Source organism: Prosthecomicrobium sp. N25, assembly GCF_037203705.1.
Classification (GTDB): Bacteria; Pseudomonadota; Alphaproteobacteria; order Rhizobiales; family Ancalomicrobiaceae; genus Prosthecodimorpha.
This window is the reverse complement of record NZ_JBBCAT010000002.1, coordinates 291973-309823: the sequence shown is the minus strand read 5'-3', so window position 1 is coordinate 309823 and position 17851 is coordinate 291973. Positions and strand designations below refer to the sequence as shown.

Below are 17851 nucleotides of genomic sequence, written 5' to 3'. Positions count from 1 at the left end.
CAGGTTCAGGTCACGGTCGGTCCGTGAGCCCACTGTTCGGCTTTCTGGTCAGGAGAGAGGTTAAATGGGACCAGAACAGGGCTTGACCCCATGACTAGGGCGTAGCGACCGCCCGCGGAGAGGACGGTTTTGTTCGGGTTGTTCTGCTGACCATCCCGAATTCGGATGGGAATCTGCAAGTGGTCCTCCACATGCGCTACAACCGCCTGCGGCCCGTTCAGATACCCGAGTACCTTGGTCACATCGGACGCCACGAGACCCGGCTCGCCGTCCGCGCCCACGGTGTAGATGGTAGTGCCGACCCCGGATAATTCTCAGGAAAATCTGAGCGGGCTTCGAGGATAAGAAGGAAGCGCGGTACCCCCCCCCCCCCCCGCGGGGGCCAGCCTCACGGCCCCTGATGGCACCTCCAGGTCACTGCTCGGGTCCCGATCCACGCTTCCCCGTTGTGACCGCTTCGCGGTAGCGACGCAGCAGGTCGCCAACCGTGATGCGTTTGAGATTCCTGGCCGATGGCGGTAGCTCGGCGCGGTCGATAAGCCGCTCCTGCTCCCTGGCCCAGGTGGCGGCGTCCGCTCGTGTGCGAAAGGACCTGGAGAGCGCGGGATAGCCGTCTCGGCGGACCTGGACCTGCCAGGAGGAGCCGCGTTTGCGAATGGTAGCCATGGTATCGTCCCGTCCAGCTGTGACAACGCTGTGACGGACTGACCTGTCCGGCTGCATCCCGCTGACTGCACTAAGGCCAGAACCCGTTAAGGTTCGAGGACTTGGATTGGTGGAGCCGAGGGGAATCGAACCCCTGACCTCTGCAGTGCGATTGCAGCGCTCTCCCATCTGAGCTACGGCCCCGTTGGCCCGAAGCGAGCCCCCGTCTGGGATGGCGGCCATTTAGGGTGCCGGGCGGGGGGCTGTCAAGCGGAGGAGGAGGAGGCTCGCCGGGGCCGCATCCGGGGCTCGGCCCCGGCTGGCCGGACCCGGCGGGCGGAAACAGGTCGGCGCGCGCCGGCGAAGCCGCGGACCTTCCGCGGCTTCGCCTACTCGGCGGCCTTCTTGGGCTGCTGCGCGTAGCGGTCGATCGCCTCCTGGATCAGCCTGCGGGCCTCGGCCTCGTCGCCCCAGGAGACGACCTTCACCCACTTGCCGGGCTCCAGATCCTTGTAGTGCTCGAAGAAGTGCTGGATCTGCTCGACCGTGATCTGCGGCAGATCCGTGACCGTGCGGACCTTGTCGTAGCGCTTGGTCAGCTTGGAGGACGGCACCGCGAGGATCTTCTCGTCCCCGCCCGCCTCGTCCTGCATGTGGAGCACGCCGATCGGCCGGCAGTTGATCACCGCGCCGGGGACGATCTCGCGCGTGTTGCAGACGATCACGTCGATCGGATCGCCGTCGTCCGACAGCGTGTGCGGCACGAAGCCGTAGTTCCCGGGATAGCGCATCGAGGTGTAGAGGAACCGGTCGACGAAGAGCGTGCCGGACGCCTTGTCGAGCTCGTACTTGATCGGCTCGCCGCCGATTGGCACCTCGATGATGACGTTGACGTCGTGCGGGGCGTTCTTGCCGATCGGAATGGCGTCGATGCGCATCAGGCGAGCTCCTCGGGGATGGGGCGCGCGGCGCGGACCCTCTTCGGGATACCGCGGCGCGATCCTGTGTTCGGGACCGAACGGAACGGGTCCGCCGGTGTCGGACGCTCGTTTACCGCATGGCAGCGAAGCCGCAAAGGACGACGTTCGGCGAGCCGGCCCGCCCCGTGGCCCCCTCAGACCTCGGCCCAGCCGAAGACGACGACCGGCAGGGACTTGTCTCCGATCCGCTCCACCGACTCCGTGGCCGCCTTGCCGCCCATCCGGCGATAGAAGCCTTGCGCGAGTTCGTTGTCGCGCAGGACGCGCACCGCGAAGCTCTTGAGCCCGTAGCGCTTCAGCTCGGAGCGGGCGGCCTGGAACAGGTGGCGCCCGAAGCCGAGCCCCTGGAACTCGGGCTTCAGATAGATCTCGTAGATCTCGCCCGCGAAGGGCAGCATGCGCATCCGCGTCGGCCCGACGGTGGCGTAGCCGCACACGACCCCGCCCACCTCCAGCACCAGCACGGCGGCGCGGCGCTCGATCGCCTTCGCCCACCAGGCCGGCCCGCGGCGCGTGACCATCCGCTCCAGGTTTGCACCTGGAATGATCCCGCTGTAGGCGAGGCGCCAGGCCTCGTCGTGAACGTCGGCGATCGCTTCCACATCCTTCGCGGTCGCGCGCCGGACACCGATCTGTCCCAGTCTCATGCCGAGAGCGTAACCTCACCGGCGCCGTCCGAAAAGAGGGAAGAGGCGTCATGCCGCAATGCAGCAGCGCGCCGCGGCGGGAACCGGCTCCGCAATCGCCCTCTATCGCGCCGTGCCGCCGGACGGCTAGTGTCCCGCATCGCCGCCCCGAACCCGACCAGGAGTCCCGGCCATGCGCGCCGCCCCCCTTCCCGCCGCCGCCCTCGCCGCCGCCGCGCTCGCGGCGCTCGCCGGGCCGGCCCGGGCCGCCAACGACAGCGTCTTCACGGACCTCGACCTGAAGCGCTGCGTCGTGACCGAACGCGCCCCGCCGGACAGCGACCCGGACGGCAAGCCGGAGGCCTACGCCTGGCGATGCAAGGGCCACGAATCCTGGAACGTCTTCGTCGCCGAAGGCGACCTACGCGCCGGCATCGCCTTCGGGCGCGGCCGCCGCTTCCAGGGCGACTACGCCTTCTTCCCGAAATTCTCCGTGACCGGCCCGAAGGTCGAGTGGCGCGGGCCGCGCAAGGGCGACCGCGTGGTGCCGATCGGCGCCGTCCTGCGCTTCCGCTGGGACGCGGACGGAAAGAGGGGATCGGTGCTCGCCGTGGCCCGGCTCGGCGAGAGCGAGGCCGACACCTGCGTGTTCGCCTACGTCGATGCGGTCGCCAACCCCGACGCGAACGCCATCGCCTCCGCCCTGGTGGACGACCGCGCCGCCGACGCGGCCTGCGGCGGCGACCCGCAATGGGTCGGCAAGGTCAGCCCCGACCTGCGCTGAGCCCTGCGTCCGGCGCGGGTCAGGCGCTTGAGCATGACGGTAACTTTGCATTCATCGCAGGACTATATCCTGCCTGTACTCGACGGAAGATCGAGAGGAAACGCGCCGAGGTCGCCTTGAACGGAGACCCACATGCGCCCGACCCCGAAGACCCCCTCCCTGCTGACGGCCCTGCGCCAGACCCTCGGCGAGATCCACGACGTGGTGCTCGAGGCCAGGCAGATGCAGCGCGCCATGCGCCGCCGCTACCCGCACCTCATCGACGAGTGACCGCCCGCCGCCGACCGGCGGAAACGAAAGGCCGCGGACTTCGTGCCCGCGGCCTTCGCGTTTTAGGGAAGTCTCGTCCGGACCCGGGCCTTCTCAACCCGCCTCGCGCAGCCGGTCCTGCTTCTTCCGCTCGTTCGGGTCGAGGTGGACCTTGCGCAGCCGGATCGACTTCGGCGTCACCTCGACCAGCTCGTCGTCCTGGATCCACGCCAGCGAGCGCTCCAGCGTCATGCGGATCGGCGGCGTCAGGCGGACCGCCTCGTCCTTGCCGGCGGCACGGATGTTGGTGAGCTTCTTGCCCTTGAGGACGTTGACCTCCAGGTCGTTGTCCCGGTTGTGCTCGCCGATGATCATGCCCTGGTAGACCTTGCAGCCCGGCTCGATCATCATCGGGCCGCGGTCCTCGAGGTTCCACATGGCATACGCGACCGCCTCGCCGGCGTCGTTGGAGATGAGCACGCCGTTGCGCCGGCCCGGAAGCTCGCCCTTGTAGGGCGCGTAGGCGTGGAACAGGCGGTTCATGATCGCCGTGCCGCGCGTATCCGTCATCAGCTCGCCCTGGTAGCCGATCAGGCCGCGGGTCGGTGCGTAGAAGACGAGCCGCTGCCGATGGCCGCCCGACGGCCGCATCTCGATCATGTCGGCCTTGCGCTCGCTCATCTTCTGCACGACGACGCCGGCATGCTCCTCGTCGACGTCGATCAGCACCTCCTCGATGGGCTCGAGCAGCTCGCCCGTGGCCTCGTCCTTCTTCATCACGACCCGCGGCCGCGAGACGGCCAGTTCGAAGCCTTCGCGCCGCATGGTCTCGATCAGCACCGCGAGCTGGAGCTCGCCGCGGCCGGACACGAAGAACGAATCCTTGTCCTCCGACTCCTCGATCTTGAGCGCGACGTTGCCTTCGGCTTCCTTCATGAGCCGGTCGCGGATCACGCGGCTCGTGACCTTGTCGCCCTCCGTGCCGGCGAGCGGCGAGTCGTTGACGATGAACGACATGGTGACGGTGGGCGGGTCGATCGGATGGGCCGGCAGCGGCGTGTCGACCGAGAGGTCGCAGAACGTGTCCGCGACCGTTCCCTTGGTCAGGCCCGCGATGGCGACGATGTCGCCCGCCTCGCCGAGCTCGATGGGCGTCCGCTCGATGCCCCGGAAGGCCAGGATCTTGGAGATGCGGCCCTGCTCCAGGAGGGAGCCGTCGCGCGACAGGACCTTGATGGTCTGGTTCGGCTTGATCGTCCCCGAGGTGATGCGGCCGGTGATGATCCGGCCGAGGAACGGGTTCGCCTCCAGGATCGTGCCGATCATGCGGAACGGCCCCTCCTCGACCTTCGCGGGCGGGACGTGCTTCAGCACGAGGTCGAAGAGCGGCGCCATGCCCAGGTCCTGCGGCCCCTCGGGGCTCTCCGCCATCCAGCCGTTCCGGCCCGAGCCGTACAGGATCGGGAAGTCGAGCTGCTCGTCGGTGGCGTCGAGCGCGGCGAAGAGGTCGAACACCTCGTTGACCACCTCCTGGGCGCGCGCGTCCGAACGGTCCACCTTGTTGATGGCGACGATCGGCTTCAGCCCGACCTTGAGGGCCTTGCCGACCACGAACTTGGTCTGCGGCATCGGCCCCTCGGCGGCGTCGACCAGCACGATGGCGCCGTCCACCATGTTGAGGATGCGCTCCACCTCGCCGCCGAAGTCGGCGTGGCCGGGGGTGTCGACGATGTTGATGCGCGTGTCCTTCCAGACGACCGAGGTCGCCTTGGCCAGGATCGTGATGCCGCGTTCCTTCTCCAACTCGTTGGAGTCCATGACGCGCTCGGCCACCCGCTGGTTCTCGCGGTAGGAGCCGGACTGCTTCAGGAGTTCGTCGACGAGGGTGGTCTTGCCGTGGTCGACGTGGGCGATGATGGCGATGTTGCGCAGCTTCATGGTGCAAATCCTGCGGCGGCGCGGCGCGCCCGTTGCTCGGGCCCGGCACCGCGCTCTGGTCGTCGGTCGCTTCGGGAATTGGCGCCGTGCATACCCTGTTCCATGCTGCACCGCAAGGTTTTCCCGGCTTCGCGCGTTCTGCCGCGGCAGCGCGACACCCTCGCGACGGTGCGGCGGGGCTCCCATGCGGCCTCCCCGATTGTACCGGACGTCCGGTCCGGATAGATAAGGCGCCCTTACGGTCAGGATGCCTGCTCATGTCTCCAACGCCCGAGGAACCCATTTCGGTGCTCCTCTCCGACGTCACGCGCCTGTTCTGGCGCCGCCTGGAGGCGGCGCTGAAGGGCGCCGGCCTGGATTTCACCGCCGGCGAGGCCCGCACCCTCGTCAACGCCGCGCGCAGCCCCGGGCTGCGCCAGGCGGCTCTGGCCGAGCGTATGCGCATCGAGCCCATGACGCTGGTCGGCTTCCTGGACCGCCTGGAGGCGCGCGGCCTCGTCGAGCGCAGCGCCGATCCCGCCGACCGCCGGGCGAAGCTCGTCCGCACCACGGCCGCCGCCGCCGAGATGGTCGAGCGGGTCCTGTCCGTCTCCGCCATCGTCAAGGCCGAGGTCTCGGCCGGGCTCACGCCCGCCGAGATCGAGGTCCTTCGCGACCTGCTCCAGCGCATCCGCGCCAACCTCGACATCCTCCAGGACGGACCGGGGGCCTGCGCCGCATGAACAAGCCTCTCCCGCCCGCGCCGCCGGCCGGCACCCCCGTCGCCGATGCCGCCGCCCCGCTCCTGAGCGCGACCCGCACCTCCGTCATCGGCGCGATCCTGATCGCGCTCGGTCCGATCTCGATGGCGCTCTATACCCCCGCCATGCCGACGCTCGTGACGGCCTTCGGCACCACGATCGCCACCATCAAGCTGACCCTGACGCTCTACTTCGCGGGCTTCGCGCTCGCCCAGCTCGCCTGCGGCCCCCTTTCGGACGCCTATGGGCGCCGCCCGGTGACACTCGCCTTCATGGGTCTCTACCTCCTGGCGAGCCTCGCGGCCCTGCTGTCGCCCTCGGTCCACGTGCTCCTGGCCGCCCGCTTCCTGCAGGGTGTCGGCGCCGCTGCCGGGGTCGCGATCGCCCGCGCCATCGTGCGCGACCTCTTTGAGGGCCAGCAATCGGCGCGCATCATGAACACCATGGGCATCATGCTCGCGCTCGGCCCCGCCATCTCGCCGACGATCGGCGGCATCACGCTCGACCTCGCCGGCTGGCACGCGATCTTCGCCCTCATGGTCGTCTACGGGGCTGTGGTGGTGGGCATGGTGCTGTTCGTCCTGCCCGAGACCAACCGCGCCCCCGACCCGGCCCGCGCCCGACCCGCCATGCTGGTGGCCGCCTACGGCACGCTCCTGCGCGAGCCGCGCTTCATGCTGCCTGCCGCCGTCCTCGGCACCGCCCTCGGCGCCCTCTACGCGCTCGGCACCATGCTGCCTTTCGTGCTGATCGACCGGGCCGGCCTGACCCCGACCCAGTTCGGTCTCGGCATGATCGCCCAGACCGGCTCCTTCGCGACCGGCGGTTTCCTGGTCCGCAAGCTCCTGATCGAGACCGACGCCCAGAAGCTGGTGCGTCCCGGCATCCTGATCGGCCTCGCGGCCGCCCTGGTGCTGGCCGTCCTGATGCGCACCGTGCCGCCGAGCTACATTGCCGTGATGGGCCCGATCGGCGTCTACGCCTTCTCGCTCGCCCTCATCATGCCGGGTCCGTCGACCACGGCCCTTGCCCCGTTCCCCCACATGGCCGGCGCCGCGGCGGCCCTGCTCGGCTTCATGCAGATGGGCGGCGGCCTCGTCGGCAGCCTGGCGGCGGCCCTCTTCGGCGACCCCGTCAAGGCGCTGGCCACCATCCTGCCGGTCATGATGGCGATGGCCCTCCTCGCCGACATCGCCTACCTCCGGCTGACCCGGCGGACCTGAGCCCCGGGTCCCGCCTCACTCGCTCGAGAACCGGAGCGCCGCCGCGGCCGCCACCGGCCCGATGACCGCCGAAAAGAGCCCGAGCCCGGCGAGGATCAGGAAGGGCGTCATGAACGGCGTCGGTTCGGTCACGGCCGCGGTCGTCGCCGACACGCCGAAGATCAGCACCGGCACGGTCAGCGGCAGGACCAGGATGGCGAGGAGCAGGCCGCCGCGCCGGAGCGTGACGGTCAGCGCCGCCCCGATGGCGCCGATGAAGGTGAGCGCCGGCGTGCCGACCGCGAGCGTCGCCACCGACGCCCCGATGGCTGCCGGCTCCATGTTCATGAAGACCGCCAGGAGCGGCGCGACCAGCACGAGCGGCAGTCCCGTCGCCACCCAGTGGGCGAGGCACTTCACCAGGACGACGATCTCGAGCGGTTCCTCGCCCATCAGGATGAGGTCGAGCGTGCCGTCGTCGCGGTCCGCCTGGAACAGCCGGTCGAGCGACAGGAGGGTCGCCAGCAGCGCCCCGATCCACAGGATCGCGGGCCCGATCCGGGCCAGGAGGTTGAGGTCCGGCCCGACCCCGAAGGGAATGACGGTGACCACGATCAGGAAGAACAAGGCCCCCATCAGGGCCCCGCCGCCGATCCGCGTCGCCAAGCGGAATTCCCGCAGGAACAGCGCGCCGACCGGGGTCATGCCGTGCCTCCCGCCGGCCCGCGCCCGAGCACCAGGGCACGAACCTCGGAGAAGAGCAGGGGCTGATGGGTCGCCGCGACCACGATGCCTCCCGCGGCCTGGTGCCCGGCGACGATCTCGGTGAAACGCGCCTCCGAGGCGGCGTCGAGCGCCGACGTCGGCTCGTCGAGCAGCCACACCGTCCGCCGCGAGACGAGCAGCCGCGCGAGCGAGAGCCGCCGACGCTGCCCCGCCGACAGATAGGCGGCCGGCAGGCCCTTGAGGTGCTGGAGCCCGACCGTGTCGAGCGCCTCGTCGAGCCCGCGCGCCGGCTGGTCGTAGAAGGAGCGCCAGAAGCCGAGATTCTCCTCCACCGTCAGGGACGGCTTCAGCGCGTCCTGGTGGCCGAAATAATGGCACTGCTGGGCGAGGCTCAGCTCGGCGTCGCCGTCGATCAGCGCCAGGCTGCCCGCCGCCGGCCGCACCAGCCCGGCCAGCACCCGCAGCAGGCTCGACTTCCCCGCCCCGTTCGGCCCCGTGACGATCAGCGCCTCGCCGCTCGCGACCGTGAAGCCGAGGCCCGTGAAGACCAGCCGGCCGCCCCGTTCGCACGCGAGATCGTGCGCCTCCAGGCGGCTTGGGATGATGTCCGGCATGCTCCCGAGATCCTCCGCGCATGCCCGTCGCTGCGCCGCACAAAAATTCTGCAGCCCGGCGCCGCCCACGACTCTCGTCTGACTGGCCTCCTCATACGAAATTCGTTACAAGGCCGGCAACCCGCGTCGACACGTCGCGGGGCCGGTGAGACCGGGACGGTCTTCCGCGACGGCACGTGCCGTCTCATCGCCTTGCGGCCGAGTTTCCCGCACCGCCCCGGCGGAGCGCGCCCGGCACCGCGGCGCGCGGGACCGTCCGCAATGGGAAGGACAAGTGCCGTGACGACCTCATCCCTCGACAGCTTCAAGGCGCGCAGGACGCTGACCGTCGGCTCCAAGAGCTACGAGTATTTCAGTCTTGTCGAGGCGGAGAAGAACGGCCTCGCCGGCGTTTCACGGCTGCCCTTCTCGATGAAGGTGCTGCTCGAGAACCTGCTCCGTTACGAGGACGGCCGCACCGTCACGGCCGACGACGTCCGCGCCGTCGCCGCCTGGCTCGACAACCGCGGCAAGGCCGAACGCGAGATCGCCTTCCGGCCCGCCCGCGTGCTGATGCAGGACTTCACCGGCGTGCCCGCGGTCGTCGACCTCGCCGCCTTGCGCGACGCCATGAAGGCGCTCGGCGGCGATCCGGAGAAGATCAACCCGCTGGTTCCGGTCGACCTCGTCATTGATCACTCCTTCGTGGTCGACTTCTACGGCAACGCCACCGCGCTTCAGCGCAACGTCGAGCGCGAGTACGAGCAGAACCAGGAGCGCTACCGCTTCCTGCGCTGGGGCCAGCAGGCCTTCGAGAACTTCCGCGTCGTGCCGCCGGGCACCGGCATCTGCCACCAGGTCAATCTCGAGTACCTCGCCCAGACGGTCTGGACCCGCACCGAGGGCGGCACCACCACGGCCTACCCGGACACCCTCGTCGGCACCGACAGCCACACGACCATGATCAACGGCCTCGGCGTGCTCGGCTGGGGCGTCGGCGGAATCGAGGCGGAGGCGGCCATGCTCGGCCAGCCCATCTCGATGCTCATCCCGGAGGTGATCGGCTTCAAGCTCACCGGCCGCGTCAAGGCGGGCATCACGGCGACCGACGTCGTCCTGACCGTCACCCAGATGCTGCGCAAGAAGGGCGTCGTCGGCAAGTTCGTCGAGTTCTTCGGCCCCGGCCTCGCCTCCATGTCGCTGGCCGACCGCGCCACCATCGCCAACATGGCCCCCGAATACGGCGCCACCTGCGGCTTCTTCCCGGTCGATTCCGAGACGATCGCCTACCTGACCATGTCGGCCCGCACCGAGGACCGCATCGCCCTGGTCGAGGCCTACGCCAAGGCCCAGGACATGTTCCGCACCGCCGAGACCGCCGACCCGGTCTTCACCGACACGCTGGAGCTCGACCTCGGCACCGTCGAGCCCTCGCTCGCCGGCCCCAAGCGCCCGCAGGACCGCGTCGAGCTGAAGAACGTCAAGGCGGGCTTCGCCGCCAGCCTGGCGGGCGAGTTCAAGAAGGCGGGCGAGGACGGCCGGAAGGTGCCTGTCGCCGGGAAGGACTTCGAGGTCGGCCACGGCCACGTGGTGATCGCGGCCATCACCTCCTGCACCAACACCTCCAACCCGAGCGTGATGATCGGGGCCGGGCTCCTCGCCCGCAAGGCGGTCGAGAAGGGCCTCTCCTCCAAGCCCTGGGTGAAGACCTCGCTCGCACCCGGAAGCCAGGTGGTCGCCGACTATTTCGAGCGCTCGGGCCTGCAGAAGGATCTGGACGCCCTCGGCTTCAACCTGGTCGGCTTCGGCTGCGCCACCTGCATCGGCAACTCCGGCCCGCTCGACGAGCCGATCTCGGAGGCCGTCAACGCCGCCGACCTCGTCGTGGCGGCGGTGCTCTCCGGCAACCGCAACTTCGAGGGCCGCGTCAATCCGGACGTCAAGGCCAACTACCTCGCCTCCCCGCCGCTCGTCGTCGCCTACGCGCTCGCCGGCAGCATGAACGTCGACCTCACCACGGAGCCGCTCGGGATCGGCAAGGACGGCCAGCCCGTCTACCTCGCCGACATCTGGCCCACCAAGACGGAGATCGACGCGGTCATCGAGCAGTTCATCACCCGCGCCGTCTTCGCCGAGAAATACGCCTCCGTGTTCGAGGGCGACGAGCGCTGGCGCAAGATCGAGATCACCAAGGGCCTGACCTACTCCTGGCAGTCGACCTCGACCTACGTGCAGAACCCGCCCTACTTCGTCGGCATGACGAAGGAGCCGAAGCCGATCACCGACATCCGCAACGCGCGGATCCTCGGCCTCTTCCTCGACTCCATCACGACCGACCACATCTCTCCGGCCGGCTCCATCAAGGCCGCGAGCCCGGCGGGCGAATACCTGCGAGACCATCAGGTCCGCCCCCAGGACTTCAACCAGTACGGCACCCGCCGCGGCAACCACGAAGTCATGATGCGCGGCACCTTCGCCAACATCCGCATCAAGAACCAGATGCTCGGCGGCAAGGAGGGCGGCAACACCCTGCACTACCCCGACGCCAAGGAGATGCCGATCTACACGGCGGCCATGCAGTACAAGACCGAGGGCGTGCCGCTGGTCGTCTTCGCCGGCAAGGAATACGGCACCGGCTCCTCGCGCGACTGGGCCGCCAAGGGGACCAACCTGCTCGGCGTCCGCGCCGTGGTGGCGCAGTCCTTCGAGCGCATCCACCGCTCCAATCTGGTCGGCATGGGCGTCCTGCCGCTGCAGTTCCGCGACGGCGACGGCTGGCAGCAGCTCGGCCTCAAAGGCGACGAGGTGGTCACGATCCTGGGCCTGGAGGCCGGCCTCAAGCCGCGCCAGGTGCTGCAGGCCGAGATCGTCGCCGCCGACGGGTCGAAGAAGACCGTCGACCTGATCTGCCGGATCGACACCCTGGACGAGCTCGACTACTTCCAGAACGGCGGCATCCTGCCCTACGTCCTGCGCAAGCTCGTCGCCTGACGGCCGGCGCTCCGGCAGGCTGGGACACATTTGGAAACCGCCGGCCGAAATCCGGCGGTTTCCGATGTTTGCTCAAGGGCATGGCCTGTCACATCGACGTGACTCGCACTTGATGCCCCGCGGGCGTACCAAGGGCCCGAGGGGCATCGGTTCGATGGGGTGGTGACGATCGTGAATCGCGTTCTGGGGCTGTTCATGTCCGGCCTCGCCATGTCGGCGGGGGCCGTCGCGGCCGCGGCCGGCGAGGCCGCCCCGCGGGGCGTGGTGGAGCTCTTCACGAGCCAGGGCTGCTCGTCGTGCCCGCCCGCCGACGCCCTGATGAACAGGCTCGCCCAGGACAGGTCGCTGGTCGCCCTCACCTTCCCGGTCGACTACTGGGACTATCTGGGCTGGAAGGACACCCTGGCCCGCCCCGAATTCTCCCAGCGCCAGCGCGGCTACGCGGGCTCGCGCGGCGATCGGGCCATCTACACGCCGCAGATGGTCGTGAACGGCCGCGAGCACGTGGTCGGCAGCGACCAGGCCGCCATCGACCGCTCCGTCTCCGGCCAGCGCGACCGCTTCGGCGGGCTCCCGGTCGAGACCGCCATCGAGGTGAAGGGCGACGTCGTGACCGCCCGCGTCGGCGAGGCGCGCAACCCGGCGGACTCGAAGGCGACGCTCTGGCTGGTCGTGTTCGACCGGAACAACACCGTCCCGATCGGGCGGGGCGAGAACCGCGGCCGCCAGGTCACCTATTCCAACGTGGTCCGCCAGGTCCAGCCGATCGGCATGTGGAAGGGCAAGCCCCTCTCCGTGGAACTGCCGAAGCACGACCTCATGCCCAACGACAACACCGGCATGGCCGTGCTCCTGCAGGTCGACGCCGACGGCAAGCCGGGGGCGATCCTCGGCGCCGCGCTGCTCGCCGGTCCGTCGAGCTGACCCGGCCCGGTCGCATTCCCCCTCACGTCTCGACCAGCTTCGGCTTCTTCTCCAGAACGGCGAGCACGCGGCCGAGCTCCTGGCCGCGCTTGAGGATCATGCCGCCCTGCGCCACGACGGAATACTGCCCCTGCCGGCCCGCCAGCCGCGGCGACTTCTCGATCGTGTAGAGCGGCGCCTCGGCGGTGCGGCGGAAGACCGAGAAGACGGCCCGGTCCTTGAGATGGTCGATCGCGTAGTCGCGCCACTCGCCCGCCGCCACCATCCGGCCGTAGACCTTCAAAATCTCGAACAGTTCCTTGCGGTCGAACGTCACCGCCGCCGGTCCCCGAGGGACCGGGAAGGGAGCCACGACGGCACTGGAAACGGGGTCGGCGGAACTCTGGCTGTCCTCGAACTGGTTCAATGCGCGTCTCCGGCTGGCGCCGTCATGATCGCCCCGTGCCGCAGCCTTGGCAAGCGGAGCCGTCCGGCGCCCGCGGGCGCGCGACCCTCCCGTCGCGTGACGACTTGACGGCCCGTCCGCCTGCCACTCCCATGCGGGTCGCGGACCGGAGGCGACGCATGCGGCGGATCGAGACGCTCGACGACATCCAGGAGGGAATCGCGGCCCTGGCCGCCGCCGACCCCCGGCTGGTGCCGGTGATCGCGGTCGCCGGGCCCGTGCCGCTGCGCCGGCGCGAGCCGGGCTTCGAGGGCCTCGCCCGCATCATCGTCTCGCAGCAGATCTCCGTCTCGGCCGCGACCGCCATCTGGAACCGCTTCGCGGCCGCCGTCGACCCGGTCCTCCCCGAGGCCTTCCTGGCCGCCGACCCGGAGGCCCTGCGCGCCGCGGGCCTGTCGGCCGGCAAGGTGCGCACCCTGACCGCCATCGCCCGGGCGGTCGCCGGCCGGGAGGTCGATCTCGACCACGTGGCGGGCTGCAGCCCCGAGGAGGCGCACGCCGCCATGACGCGCATCCACGGCGTCGGCCCCTGGACGGCGGACATCTTCCTGCTCTTCTGCGCCGGCCATCCCGATGTCTGGCCGGGCGGCGACCTCGCCCTCCAGCATGCGGTGCGCATGGGGCTGGGGCTCGAGGAGCGGCCGGCCGAGAAGCTCTGCCGCGGCATCGCCGAGCCCTGGGCCCCCTGGCGCAGCGTGGCGGCGCGCCTCTTCTGGGCCTATTACGGCGCCGTCAAGGAAGGCCGGGACGTGCTGCCGGCCTGAGCCGGCGCGCCGGGCGGGCATGCCGCTCTTGCGGAGGCGCCCGTCATCCGCTACCTCGCGCGAGGTCCCTCTCACCGGTGCTTCCCCGATGCCGCTCCTCGATGGTCCCCGCCTCGCCCCCGCCTACGGCGGCCCGGCCCGGCACCTCGTGGTACTGCTGCACGGCTACGGCGCGGACGGCCACGATCTCCTGGAACTCGGCCGCGTCTTCGCCCGCGTCCTACCCACCGCCGCCTTCGTGGCCCCGAACGCCCCGGAGCGCTGCGGCATGGCGCCGGTCGGCTACCAGTGGTTCCCGCTCACCTTCCGCGACCCGACCGAGTTCTGGCGTGGCGTGAATCAGGCCGCCCCCCTGCTCGACGCCTTCCTGGACGACGAGCTGGCCCGCCACGGCCTCGGCGACGAGGCCCTCGCGCTGGTCGGCTTCAGCCAGGGCACCATGATGGCGCTCCACGTCGCCCCGCGCCGGCGCCGCCCCATCGCGGGCGTGGTCGGCTTCTCGGGGCTCCTGGCGGGCGCCGAGGCCCTGGCCCAGGAGGTCAGGACCACGCCGCCGGTCCTGCTCGTCCATGGCGACGCCGACGAGGTCGTGCCGGTGGAGATGCTGCTGCCCGCCGCCGAGGCACTCTCGGCCGCCGGCCTCGCCGTGGAATGGCACCGCGTCCCCGGCCTCGGCCACGGCATCGACGAGGACGGCCTCGCCCTCGCGGCCGGCTTCCTCGGCCGCGTCCTCGGGCCCTGAGCCCCGCGCCGGGGAGCCCCTATCGATCGTCGGCTTCACAAGCCCGACACACGGCCTATAGAATATCCCGAGTGGGGGGCGGTCGGACCGCGCGAGTCGCGGTCGGACCGTGGTTCGAAGCGTGCGAGTGCGAGGAGCGTGTCTTGACGATCCACGTCTCTCCGGAAGCCCATCCTGCCTTGGTGCTCAACGCGGACTTTCGCCCGTTGAGCTACTACCCCCTGTCGGTCTGGTCCTGGCAGGACGCCATCAAGGCCGTCTTCCTCGACCGCGTGAACATCGTCTCGCACTACGACGTGGAGGTCCGCTCGACCAGCTTCTCGATGCGGCTGCCCTCGGTCGTGTCGCTGAAGACCTTCGTGAAGCCGTCCCGCAACCCGGCCTTCACCCGCTTCAACGTGTTCCTGCGCGACCGCTTCCAGTGCCAGTATTGCGGGTCGCGGGAAGACCTGACCTTCGACCACCTGATCCCGCGCTCGAAGGGCGGCGTCACCACCTGGGAGAACGTGCTGACCGCCTGCTCGCCCTGCAATCTCAGGAAGGGCAGCAAGACCCCGTACGAGGCCGGCATGCATCCGCACCAGTTCCCCTTCCGCCCGAGCGTGCACGACCTGCACAACAACGGTCGGATGTTCCCGCCGAACTTCCTGCACGAGTCCTGGATGGACTACCTCTACTGGGACACCGAGCTGGAGCCCTGACCGGCCCCGCGCCGCTTCGCCGTCACCTCGATCTCGACCTTCATCTCGGGTCGGATCAGGTCGCACACGACCATGGTGGCGGCGGGACGGATCGCGCCGAAGTAGCCGCCGACCACCGGAAAGACCCGGTCCGCGTAGGCGGCCTCGGTCACGTGGTAGGTCGCCCGGACCACGTCCTCGAGCGCGAAGCCGGCCTCCGCGAGGGCCCGCGCGATGGTCTCCATCGCGTTGCGGGCCTGGTCCTCGACCGCGTCCGGCATGGTCATCGTGGCATAGTCGTAGCCCGTGGTGCCGGACACCCAGCACCAGTCGCCGTCCGCGACCGCGCGCGAATAGCCGGCCACCGCCTCGAAGGGCGAACCGGTCGAGATCAGGCGTCGGCCCATCCCCGCTGTCTCCTTCGCCGGACCGGTCCGGTCCCCGCCGTCCTGCCGACGACGCGCCGGGGCCTCACGCCCAGGGCTGCGCCTCGGCGAGCTTCTTCTCGTAGCCGCTGATTTTGTCGGCCTTCTCGAGCGTCAGGCCGATGTCGTCCAGGCCGTTGAGGAGGCAGTGCTTGCGGAACGGGTCGAGGTCGAAGGCGACGCGCCCGCCGTCCGGCCCGCGGATCTCCTGCGCCTCCAGGTCGACCGTCAGGGTCGCGTTGGCGCCCCGGCTGGCATCGTCCATCAGCTTCTCCAGGTCCTCGGGCGAGACCACGATCGGCAGGATGCCGTTCTTGAAGCAGTTGTTGTAGAAGATGTCCGCGAAGCTCGTGGAGATCACGCAGCGGATGCCGTAGTCGAGCAGCGCCCAGGGCGCATGCTCGCGACTCGACCCGCAGCCGAAGTTGTCGCCCGCCACCAGGATCTGGGCCTTGCGGTAGGCCGGCTGGTTGAGCACGAAGCCGGGCTTCTCGGTGCCGTCCTCGTTGAAGCGCATCTCGTAGAAGAGGCCCTTGGCGAGACCCGTCCGCTCGATGGTCTTCAGGAACTGCTTCGGGATGATCATGTCCGTGTCGATATTGACGATCGGCAGCGGCGCGGCCACGCCCGTGAGCGTCGTGAACTTGTCCATGGCAGGTCTCCGGCTCTGACGCGGCGCGTCATAGCGCTTTTCGCCAGCACATAGAAGGGGGTTCGGGCGTGACCCGCCCTTGCGTCCAAGGCGCAAGTGTCGCCCACCTCGGTCGTAAGCACAATGGAGGCCGGGCGGTCGCGGCTGTAGTCTTGACGGCTCGTGCTGCCGAAAGAAGGCGGACGGCCGAGCCCGGCCGATCCGCGGGGGTCCGAGAGCCCGGCCGCACGCGGGAGGTCACGCCATGTGCCACATCTTCGCCAGCCAGTCACCGGCGAGCTACGCCTTCGAGACCCGCTCGATCCGCCTCAACGGCCAGAGCACGTCCATCCGCCTGGAGCGGATCTTCTGGAACGTGCTCGAGATGATCGCCGGACGGGAGGGGATGAGCGTGCCGAAGTTCATCTCGACCCTGCACAGCGAGGTCCTGGTGATCCGGGGGGAGGCTCCCAACTTCACCTCGCACCTGCGCTGCATCTGCCTGGTCGCCCTGGAATCGAGCCTGTCCAGCGCCGAACCGGAGCCGGTTTCGACCCCGCCGCGGGCCCGCGCGGCCTGAGATCGGCTCCGTAGTAACCCTATAACACCCACGTCCCCCGGACCGGGCGTAACCTCCTTCCTCGGCGAGCGGCCCGTCGGCCGCGGCAGGAACGAGGACGCCCCCTTCATGGCCAAGGCCATCCATTCGATGATCCGCGTGCTCGACGAGGCACGCTCGGTGAAATTCTACGAATCCGCCTTCGGGCTTTCCGTCGCGGACCGGTTCGACTTCCCCGACTTCACCCTGGTCTACCTGCGCAACGCGGAAGCGGACTTCGAGGTCGAGCTGACCATCAACAAGGGCCGCGCCGAGCCCTACGACCTCGGCACCGGCTACGGCCACATCGCCTTCGCGGTGGACGACCTCGACGCCGAGCACGCCCGCTTCGAGAGCCTCGGCCTGGAGCCCCGCAAGATCGTCGCCTTCGAGCGCGACGGCGCCCTCCTGGCCCGCTTCTTCTTCGTCTCCGACCCCGACGGCTACAAGATCGAGGTCCTGCAGCGGCACGGCCGCTACCGCTGAACGGCTCCCCGCCTTCCCGACAACGAGGCCCGCCAAGGCGCCCGCCCGAAACCGAGGAAACCCCATGTCCGACCACCATCATGACCATCCACATCGCCACGGCCCCGAGGGCGGCCGTGGCCGGCCCGTCACCCGCCGCCGCTTCCTGGTCCGATCCTCGGAGATGACCCTCGCGGCGGCGATCACCATCACGGCGGCCGGCGCGCTCCTCAACGCCCCGGAGGCCTGGGCGCTCGACGTCCAGTCGCTGAAGCCGGAGACCATGCGGACCCTGATCCAGCTCGCCCGCGACATCTACCCCCACGACAAGGTCGCGGACCGCTTCTATGCGATTGCGGTCAAGGGGCACGACGCCAAGGGCGGCAAGGACCCCGCGCATCGCGCCCTGATCGAGGACGGCATCGCCGCGCTCGACAAAGCCGCCGGCCCGGGCGGCTATCTCGGCCGCGGCTGGGAGGCGGAGCGCGTGGCGCTCCTGCGCAAGATCGAGGACACCCCCTTCTTCCAGGCCGTCCGCGGCGACCTCGTGGTCAGTCTCTACAACCAGCAGGAGATCTGGCCGATCTTCGGCTACGAGGGCGAATCCTACTCGAAGGGCGGCTACATCCGGCGCGGCTTCGACGACATCGACTGGCTCTGACGTCCGGCCCGCCCCGACAAGAAACGCTCTCTCAAGGAAACC

At 69.7% G+C, this 17851-nt stretch carries 21 protein-coding genes and 1 tRNA gene; 12 read left to right on the top strand and 10 right to left on the bottom strand.

Annotated elements, in window-relative coordinates; translation table 11 throughout:
* Window positions 1-5: 5 nt before the first annotated feature.
* The 4 genes from WBG79_RS27645 to WBG79_RS16285 form a co-directional block, all read right to left on the bottom strand.
* Window positions 6-281: a BRO family protein gene (locus WBG79_RS27645; RefSeq protein WP_443147473.1), complete on the bottom strand. Its 276-nt coding sequence runs from the start codon at window positions 279-281 to the stop codon at window positions 6-8.
* Window positions 282-773: 492 nt separating this feature from the next.
* Window positions 774-849, bottom strand: a tRNA-Ala gene (locus tag WBG79_RS16295).
* A 185-nt stretch (window positions 850-1034) separates the two neighbouring features.
* Window positions 1035-1583 (bottom strand): inorganic diphosphatase, encoded by a 549-nt coding sequence (gene ppa, locus WBG79_RS16290; protein ID WP_337358243.1) that lies wholly within the window; start codon window positions 1581-1583, stop codon window positions 1035-1037.
* Between the two features lie 176 nt (window positions 1584-1759).
* A complete protein-coding gene (locus WBG79_RS16285) occupies window positions 1760-2272 on the bottom strand; it encodes a GNAT family N-acetyltransferase (RefSeq protein WP_337358242.1) in 513 nt (170 codons plus the stop codon).
* A gap of 172 nt (window positions 2273-2444) precedes the next feature.
* Between WBG79_RS16285 and WBG79_RS16280 the strand changes: the two genes are divergently transcribed.
* Both WBG79_RS16280 and WBG79_RS16275 read left to right on the top strand, forming a co-directional pair.
* Window positions 2445-3035 (top strand): hypothetical protein, encoded by a 591-nt coding sequence (locus WBG79_RS16280; protein ID WP_337358241.1) that lies wholly within the window; start codon window positions 2445-2447, stop codon window positions 3033-3035.
* A 132-nt stretch (window positions 3036-3167) separates the two neighbouring features.
* Complete coding sequence (locus WBG79_RS16275; RefSeq protein WP_337358240.1) at window positions 3168-3305, top strand: hypothetical protein; 138 nt, start codon at window positions 3168-3170, stop codon at window positions 3303-3305.
* Window positions 3306-3398: 93 nt separating this feature from the next.
* Here WBG79_RS16275 and typA read toward each other — a convergent pair whose 3' ends face one another.
* Window positions 3399-5222 (bottom strand): translational GTPase TypA, encoded by a 1824-nt coding sequence (gene typA, locus WBG79_RS16270; protein ID WP_337358239.1) that lies wholly within the window; start codon window positions 5220-5222, stop codon window positions 3399-3401.
* A gap of 257 nt (window positions 5223-5479) precedes the next feature.
* On the opposite strand from typA, the gene WBG79_RS16265 reads away from it, so the two are divergent.
* Together WBG79_RS16265 and WBG79_RS16260 are read left to right on the top strand one after the other, a co-directional pair.
* Complete coding sequence (locus WBG79_RS16265; protein WP_337358238.1) at window positions 5480-5944, top strand: MarR family winged helix-turn-helix transcriptional regulator; 465 nt, start codon at window positions 5480-5482, stop codon at window positions 5942-5944.
* On the top strand, window positions 5941-7185 hold the full coding sequence (locus tag WBG79_RS16260; protein ID WP_337358237.1) for a Bcr/CflA family efflux MFS transporter: 1245 nt from the start codon (window positions 5941-5943) through the stop codon (window positions 7183-7185). Before WBG79_RS16265 ends, WBG79_RS16260 begins: the two co-directional genes overlap by 4 nt.
* Window positions 7186-7200: 15 nt before the next feature.
* Here WBG79_RS16260 and ccmB read toward each other — a convergent pair whose 3' ends face one another.
* Window positions 7201-7869: a heme exporter protein CcmB gene (ccmB, locus tag WBG79_RS16255; RefSeq protein WP_337358236.1), complete on the bottom strand. Its 669-nt coding sequence runs from the start codon at window positions 7867-7869 to the stop codon at window positions 7201-7203.
* On the bottom strand, window positions 7866-8573 hold the full coding sequence (gene ccmA, locus WBG79_RS16250) for a heme ABC exporter ATP-binding protein CcmA (protein WP_443147472.1): 708 nt from the start codon (window positions 8571-8573) through the stop codon (window positions 7866-7868). The genes ccmB and ccmA overlap by 4 nt, the downstream gene beginning before the upstream one ends.
* 192 nt (window positions 8574-8765) lie before the next feature.
* Here ccmA and acnA point away from each other — a divergent pair, with 192 nt between their 5' ends.
* On the top strand, window positions 8766-11474 hold the full coding sequence (acnA, locus tag WBG79_RS16245) for an aconitate hydratase AcnA (protein WP_337358234.1): 2709 nt from the start codon (window positions 8766-8768) through the stop codon (window positions 11472-11474).
* 162 nt (window positions 11475-11636) lie between these two features.
* The gene (locus WBG79_RS16240) at window positions 11637-12398 is read left to right on the top strand and encodes a DUF1223 domain-containing protein (RefSeq protein WP_337358233.1); all 762 of its coding nucleotides are present in this window, start codon (window positions 11637-11639) and stop codon (window positions 12396-12398) included.
* A 22-nt stretch (window positions 12399-12420) separates the two neighbouring features.
* Here WBG79_RS16240 and WBG79_RS16235 read toward each other — a convergent pair whose 3' ends face one another.
* The gene (locus tag WBG79_RS16235) at window positions 12421-12804 is read right to left on the bottom strand and encodes a DUF2794 domain-containing protein (protein ID WP_443147471.1); all 384 of its coding nucleotides are present in this window, start codon (window positions 12802-12804) and stop codon (window positions 12421-12423) included.
* A 158-nt stretch (window positions 12805-12962) separates the two neighbouring features.
* Here WBG79_RS16235 and WBG79_RS16230 point away from each other — a divergent pair, with 158 nt between their 5' ends.
* The 3 genes from WBG79_RS16230 to WBG79_RS16220 all read left to right on the top strand — a co-directional run bounded on the left by WBG79_RS16230 (window position 12963) and on the right by WBG79_RS16220 (window position 15050).
* On the top strand, window positions 12963-13607 hold the full coding sequence (locus WBG79_RS16230) for a DNA-3-methyladenine glycosylase family protein (protein ID WP_337358232.1): 645 nt from the start codon (window positions 12963-12965) through the stop codon (window positions 13605-13607).
* A gap of 88 nt (window positions 13608-13695) precedes the next feature.
* Window positions 13696-14349 (top strand): alpha/beta hydrolase, encoded by a 654-nt coding sequence (locus WBG79_RS16225; RefSeq protein WP_337358231.1) that lies wholly within the window; start codon window positions 13696-13698, stop codon window positions 14347-14349.
* Between the two features lie 143 nt (window positions 14350-14492).
* Window positions 14493-15050: an HNH endonuclease gene (locus tag WBG79_RS16220; protein ID WP_337358230.1), complete on the top strand. Its 558-nt coding sequence runs from the start codon at window positions 14493-14495 to the stop codon at window positions 15048-15050.
* Here the strand turns inward: WBG79_RS16220 and WBG79_RS16215 are convergent.
* Together WBG79_RS16215 and leuD are read right to left on the bottom strand one after the other, a co-directional pair.
* Window positions 15023-15436: a RidA family protein gene (locus WBG79_RS16215; protein ID WP_337358229.1), complete on the bottom strand. Its 414-nt coding sequence runs from the start codon at window positions 15434-15436 to the stop codon at window positions 15023-15025. The two genes, WBG79_RS16220 and WBG79_RS16215, sit on opposite strands and share 28 nt — an antisense overlap.
* A 64-nt stretch (window positions 15437-15500) precedes the next feature.
* On the bottom strand, window positions 15501-16106 hold the full coding sequence (leuD, locus tag WBG79_RS16210; RefSeq protein ID WP_337358228.1) for a 3-isopropylmalate dehydratase small subunit: 606 nt from the start codon (window positions 16104-16106) through the stop codon (window positions 15501-15503).
* Between the two features lie 244 nt (window positions 16107-16350).
* Between leuD and WBG79_RS16205 the strand changes: the two genes are divergently transcribed.
* From WBG79_RS16205 to WBG79_RS16195, 3 genes are all read left to right on the top strand, one after another.
* Window positions 16351-16665 (top strand): ribbon-helix-helix domain-containing protein, encoded by a 315-nt coding sequence (locus WBG79_RS16205; RefSeq protein ID WP_337358227.1) that lies wholly within the window; start codon window positions 16351-16353, stop codon window positions 16663-16665.
* 108 nt (window positions 16666-16773) lie between these two features.
* Window positions 16774-17169 carry a VOC family protein gene (locus WBG79_RS16200; protein WP_337358226.1) on the top strand — a complete coding sequence of 132 codons (396 nt, stop codon included), beginning with the start codon at window positions 16774-16776 and terminating at the stop codon, window positions 17167-17169.
* Window positions 17170-17233: 64 nt separating this feature from the next.
* On the top strand, window positions 17234-17809 hold the full coding sequence (locus WBG79_RS16195) for a gluconate 2-dehydrogenase subunit 3 family protein (RefSeq protein ID WP_443147470.1): 576 nt from the start codon (window positions 17234-17236) through the stop codon (window positions 17807-17809).
* Window positions 17810-17851: the final 42 nt, after the last annotated feature.

What these genes read in the sequence shown, in the direction of transcription:
- ppa (WP_337358243.1), bottom strand. Translation starts at nt 1,583, where the DNA reads ATGCGCATCGACGCCATTCCGATCGGCAAGAACGCCCCGCACGACGTC.
- WBG79_RS16205 (WP_337358227.1), top strand. Translation starts at nt 16,351, where the DNA reads ATGTGCCACATCTTCGCCAGCCAGTCACCGGCGAGCTACGCCTTCGAG.
- WBG79_RS16265 (WP_337358238.1), top strand. Translation starts at nt 5,480, where the DNA reads ATGTCTCCAACGCCCGAGGAACCCATTTCGGTGCTCCTCTCCGACGTC.
- WBG79_RS16195 (WP_443147470.1), top strand. Translation starts at nt 17,234, where the DNA reads ATGTCCGACCACCATCATGACCATCCACATCGCCACGGCCCCGAGGGC.
- WBG79_RS16230 (WP_337358232.1), top strand. Translation starts at nt 12,963, where the DNA reads ATGCGGCGGATCGAGACGCTCGACGACATCCAGGAGGGAATCGCGGCC.
- acnA (WP_337358234.1), top strand. Translation starts at nt 8,766, where the DNA reads ATGGGAAGGACAAGTGCCGTGACGACCTCATCCCTCGACAGCTTCAAG.
- WBG79_RS16260 (WP_337358237.1), top strand. Translation starts at nt 5,941, where the DNA reads ATGAACAAGCCTCTCCCGCCCGCGCCGCCGGCCGGCACCCCCGTCGCC.
- WBG79_RS16225 (WP_337358231.1), top strand. Translation starts at nt 13,696, where the DNA reads ATGCCGCTCCTCGATGGTCCCCGCCTCGCCCCCGCCTACGGCGGCCCG.
- WBG79_RS16285 (WP_337358242.1), bottom strand. Translation starts at nt 2,272, where the DNA reads ATGAGACTGGGACAGATCGGTGTCCGGCGCGCGACCGCGAAGGATGTG.
- leuD (WP_337358228.1), bottom strand. Translation starts at nt 16,106, where the DNA reads ATGGACAAGTTCACGACGCTCACGGGCGTGGCCGCGCCGCTGCCGATC.
- ccmB (WP_337358236.1), bottom strand. Translation starts at nt 7,869, where the DNA reads ATGACCCCGGTCGGCGCGCTGTTCCTGCGGGAATTCCGCTTGGCGACG.
- WBG79_RS16200 (WP_337358226.1), top strand. Translation starts at nt 16,774, where the DNA reads ATGGCCAAGGCCATCCATTCGATGATCCGCGTGCTCGACGAGGCACGC.
- WBG79_RS16280 (WP_337358241.1), top strand. Translation starts at nt 2,445, where the DNA reads ATGCGCGCCGCCCCCCTTCCCGCCGCCGCCCTCGCCGCCGCCGCGCTC.
- typA (WP_337358239.1), bottom strand. Translation starts at nt 5,222, where the DNA reads ATGAAGCTGCGCAACATCGCCATCATCGCCCACGTCGACCACGGCAAG.
- WBG79_RS16215 (WP_337358229.1), bottom strand. Translation starts at nt 15,436, where the DNA reads ATGGGCCGACGCCTGATCTCGACCGGTTCGCCCTTCGAGGCGGTGGCC.
- WBG79_RS16275 (WP_337358240.1), top strand. Translation starts at nt 3,168, where the DNA reads ATGCGCCCGACCCCGAAGACCCCCTCCCTGCTGACGGCCCTGCGCCAG.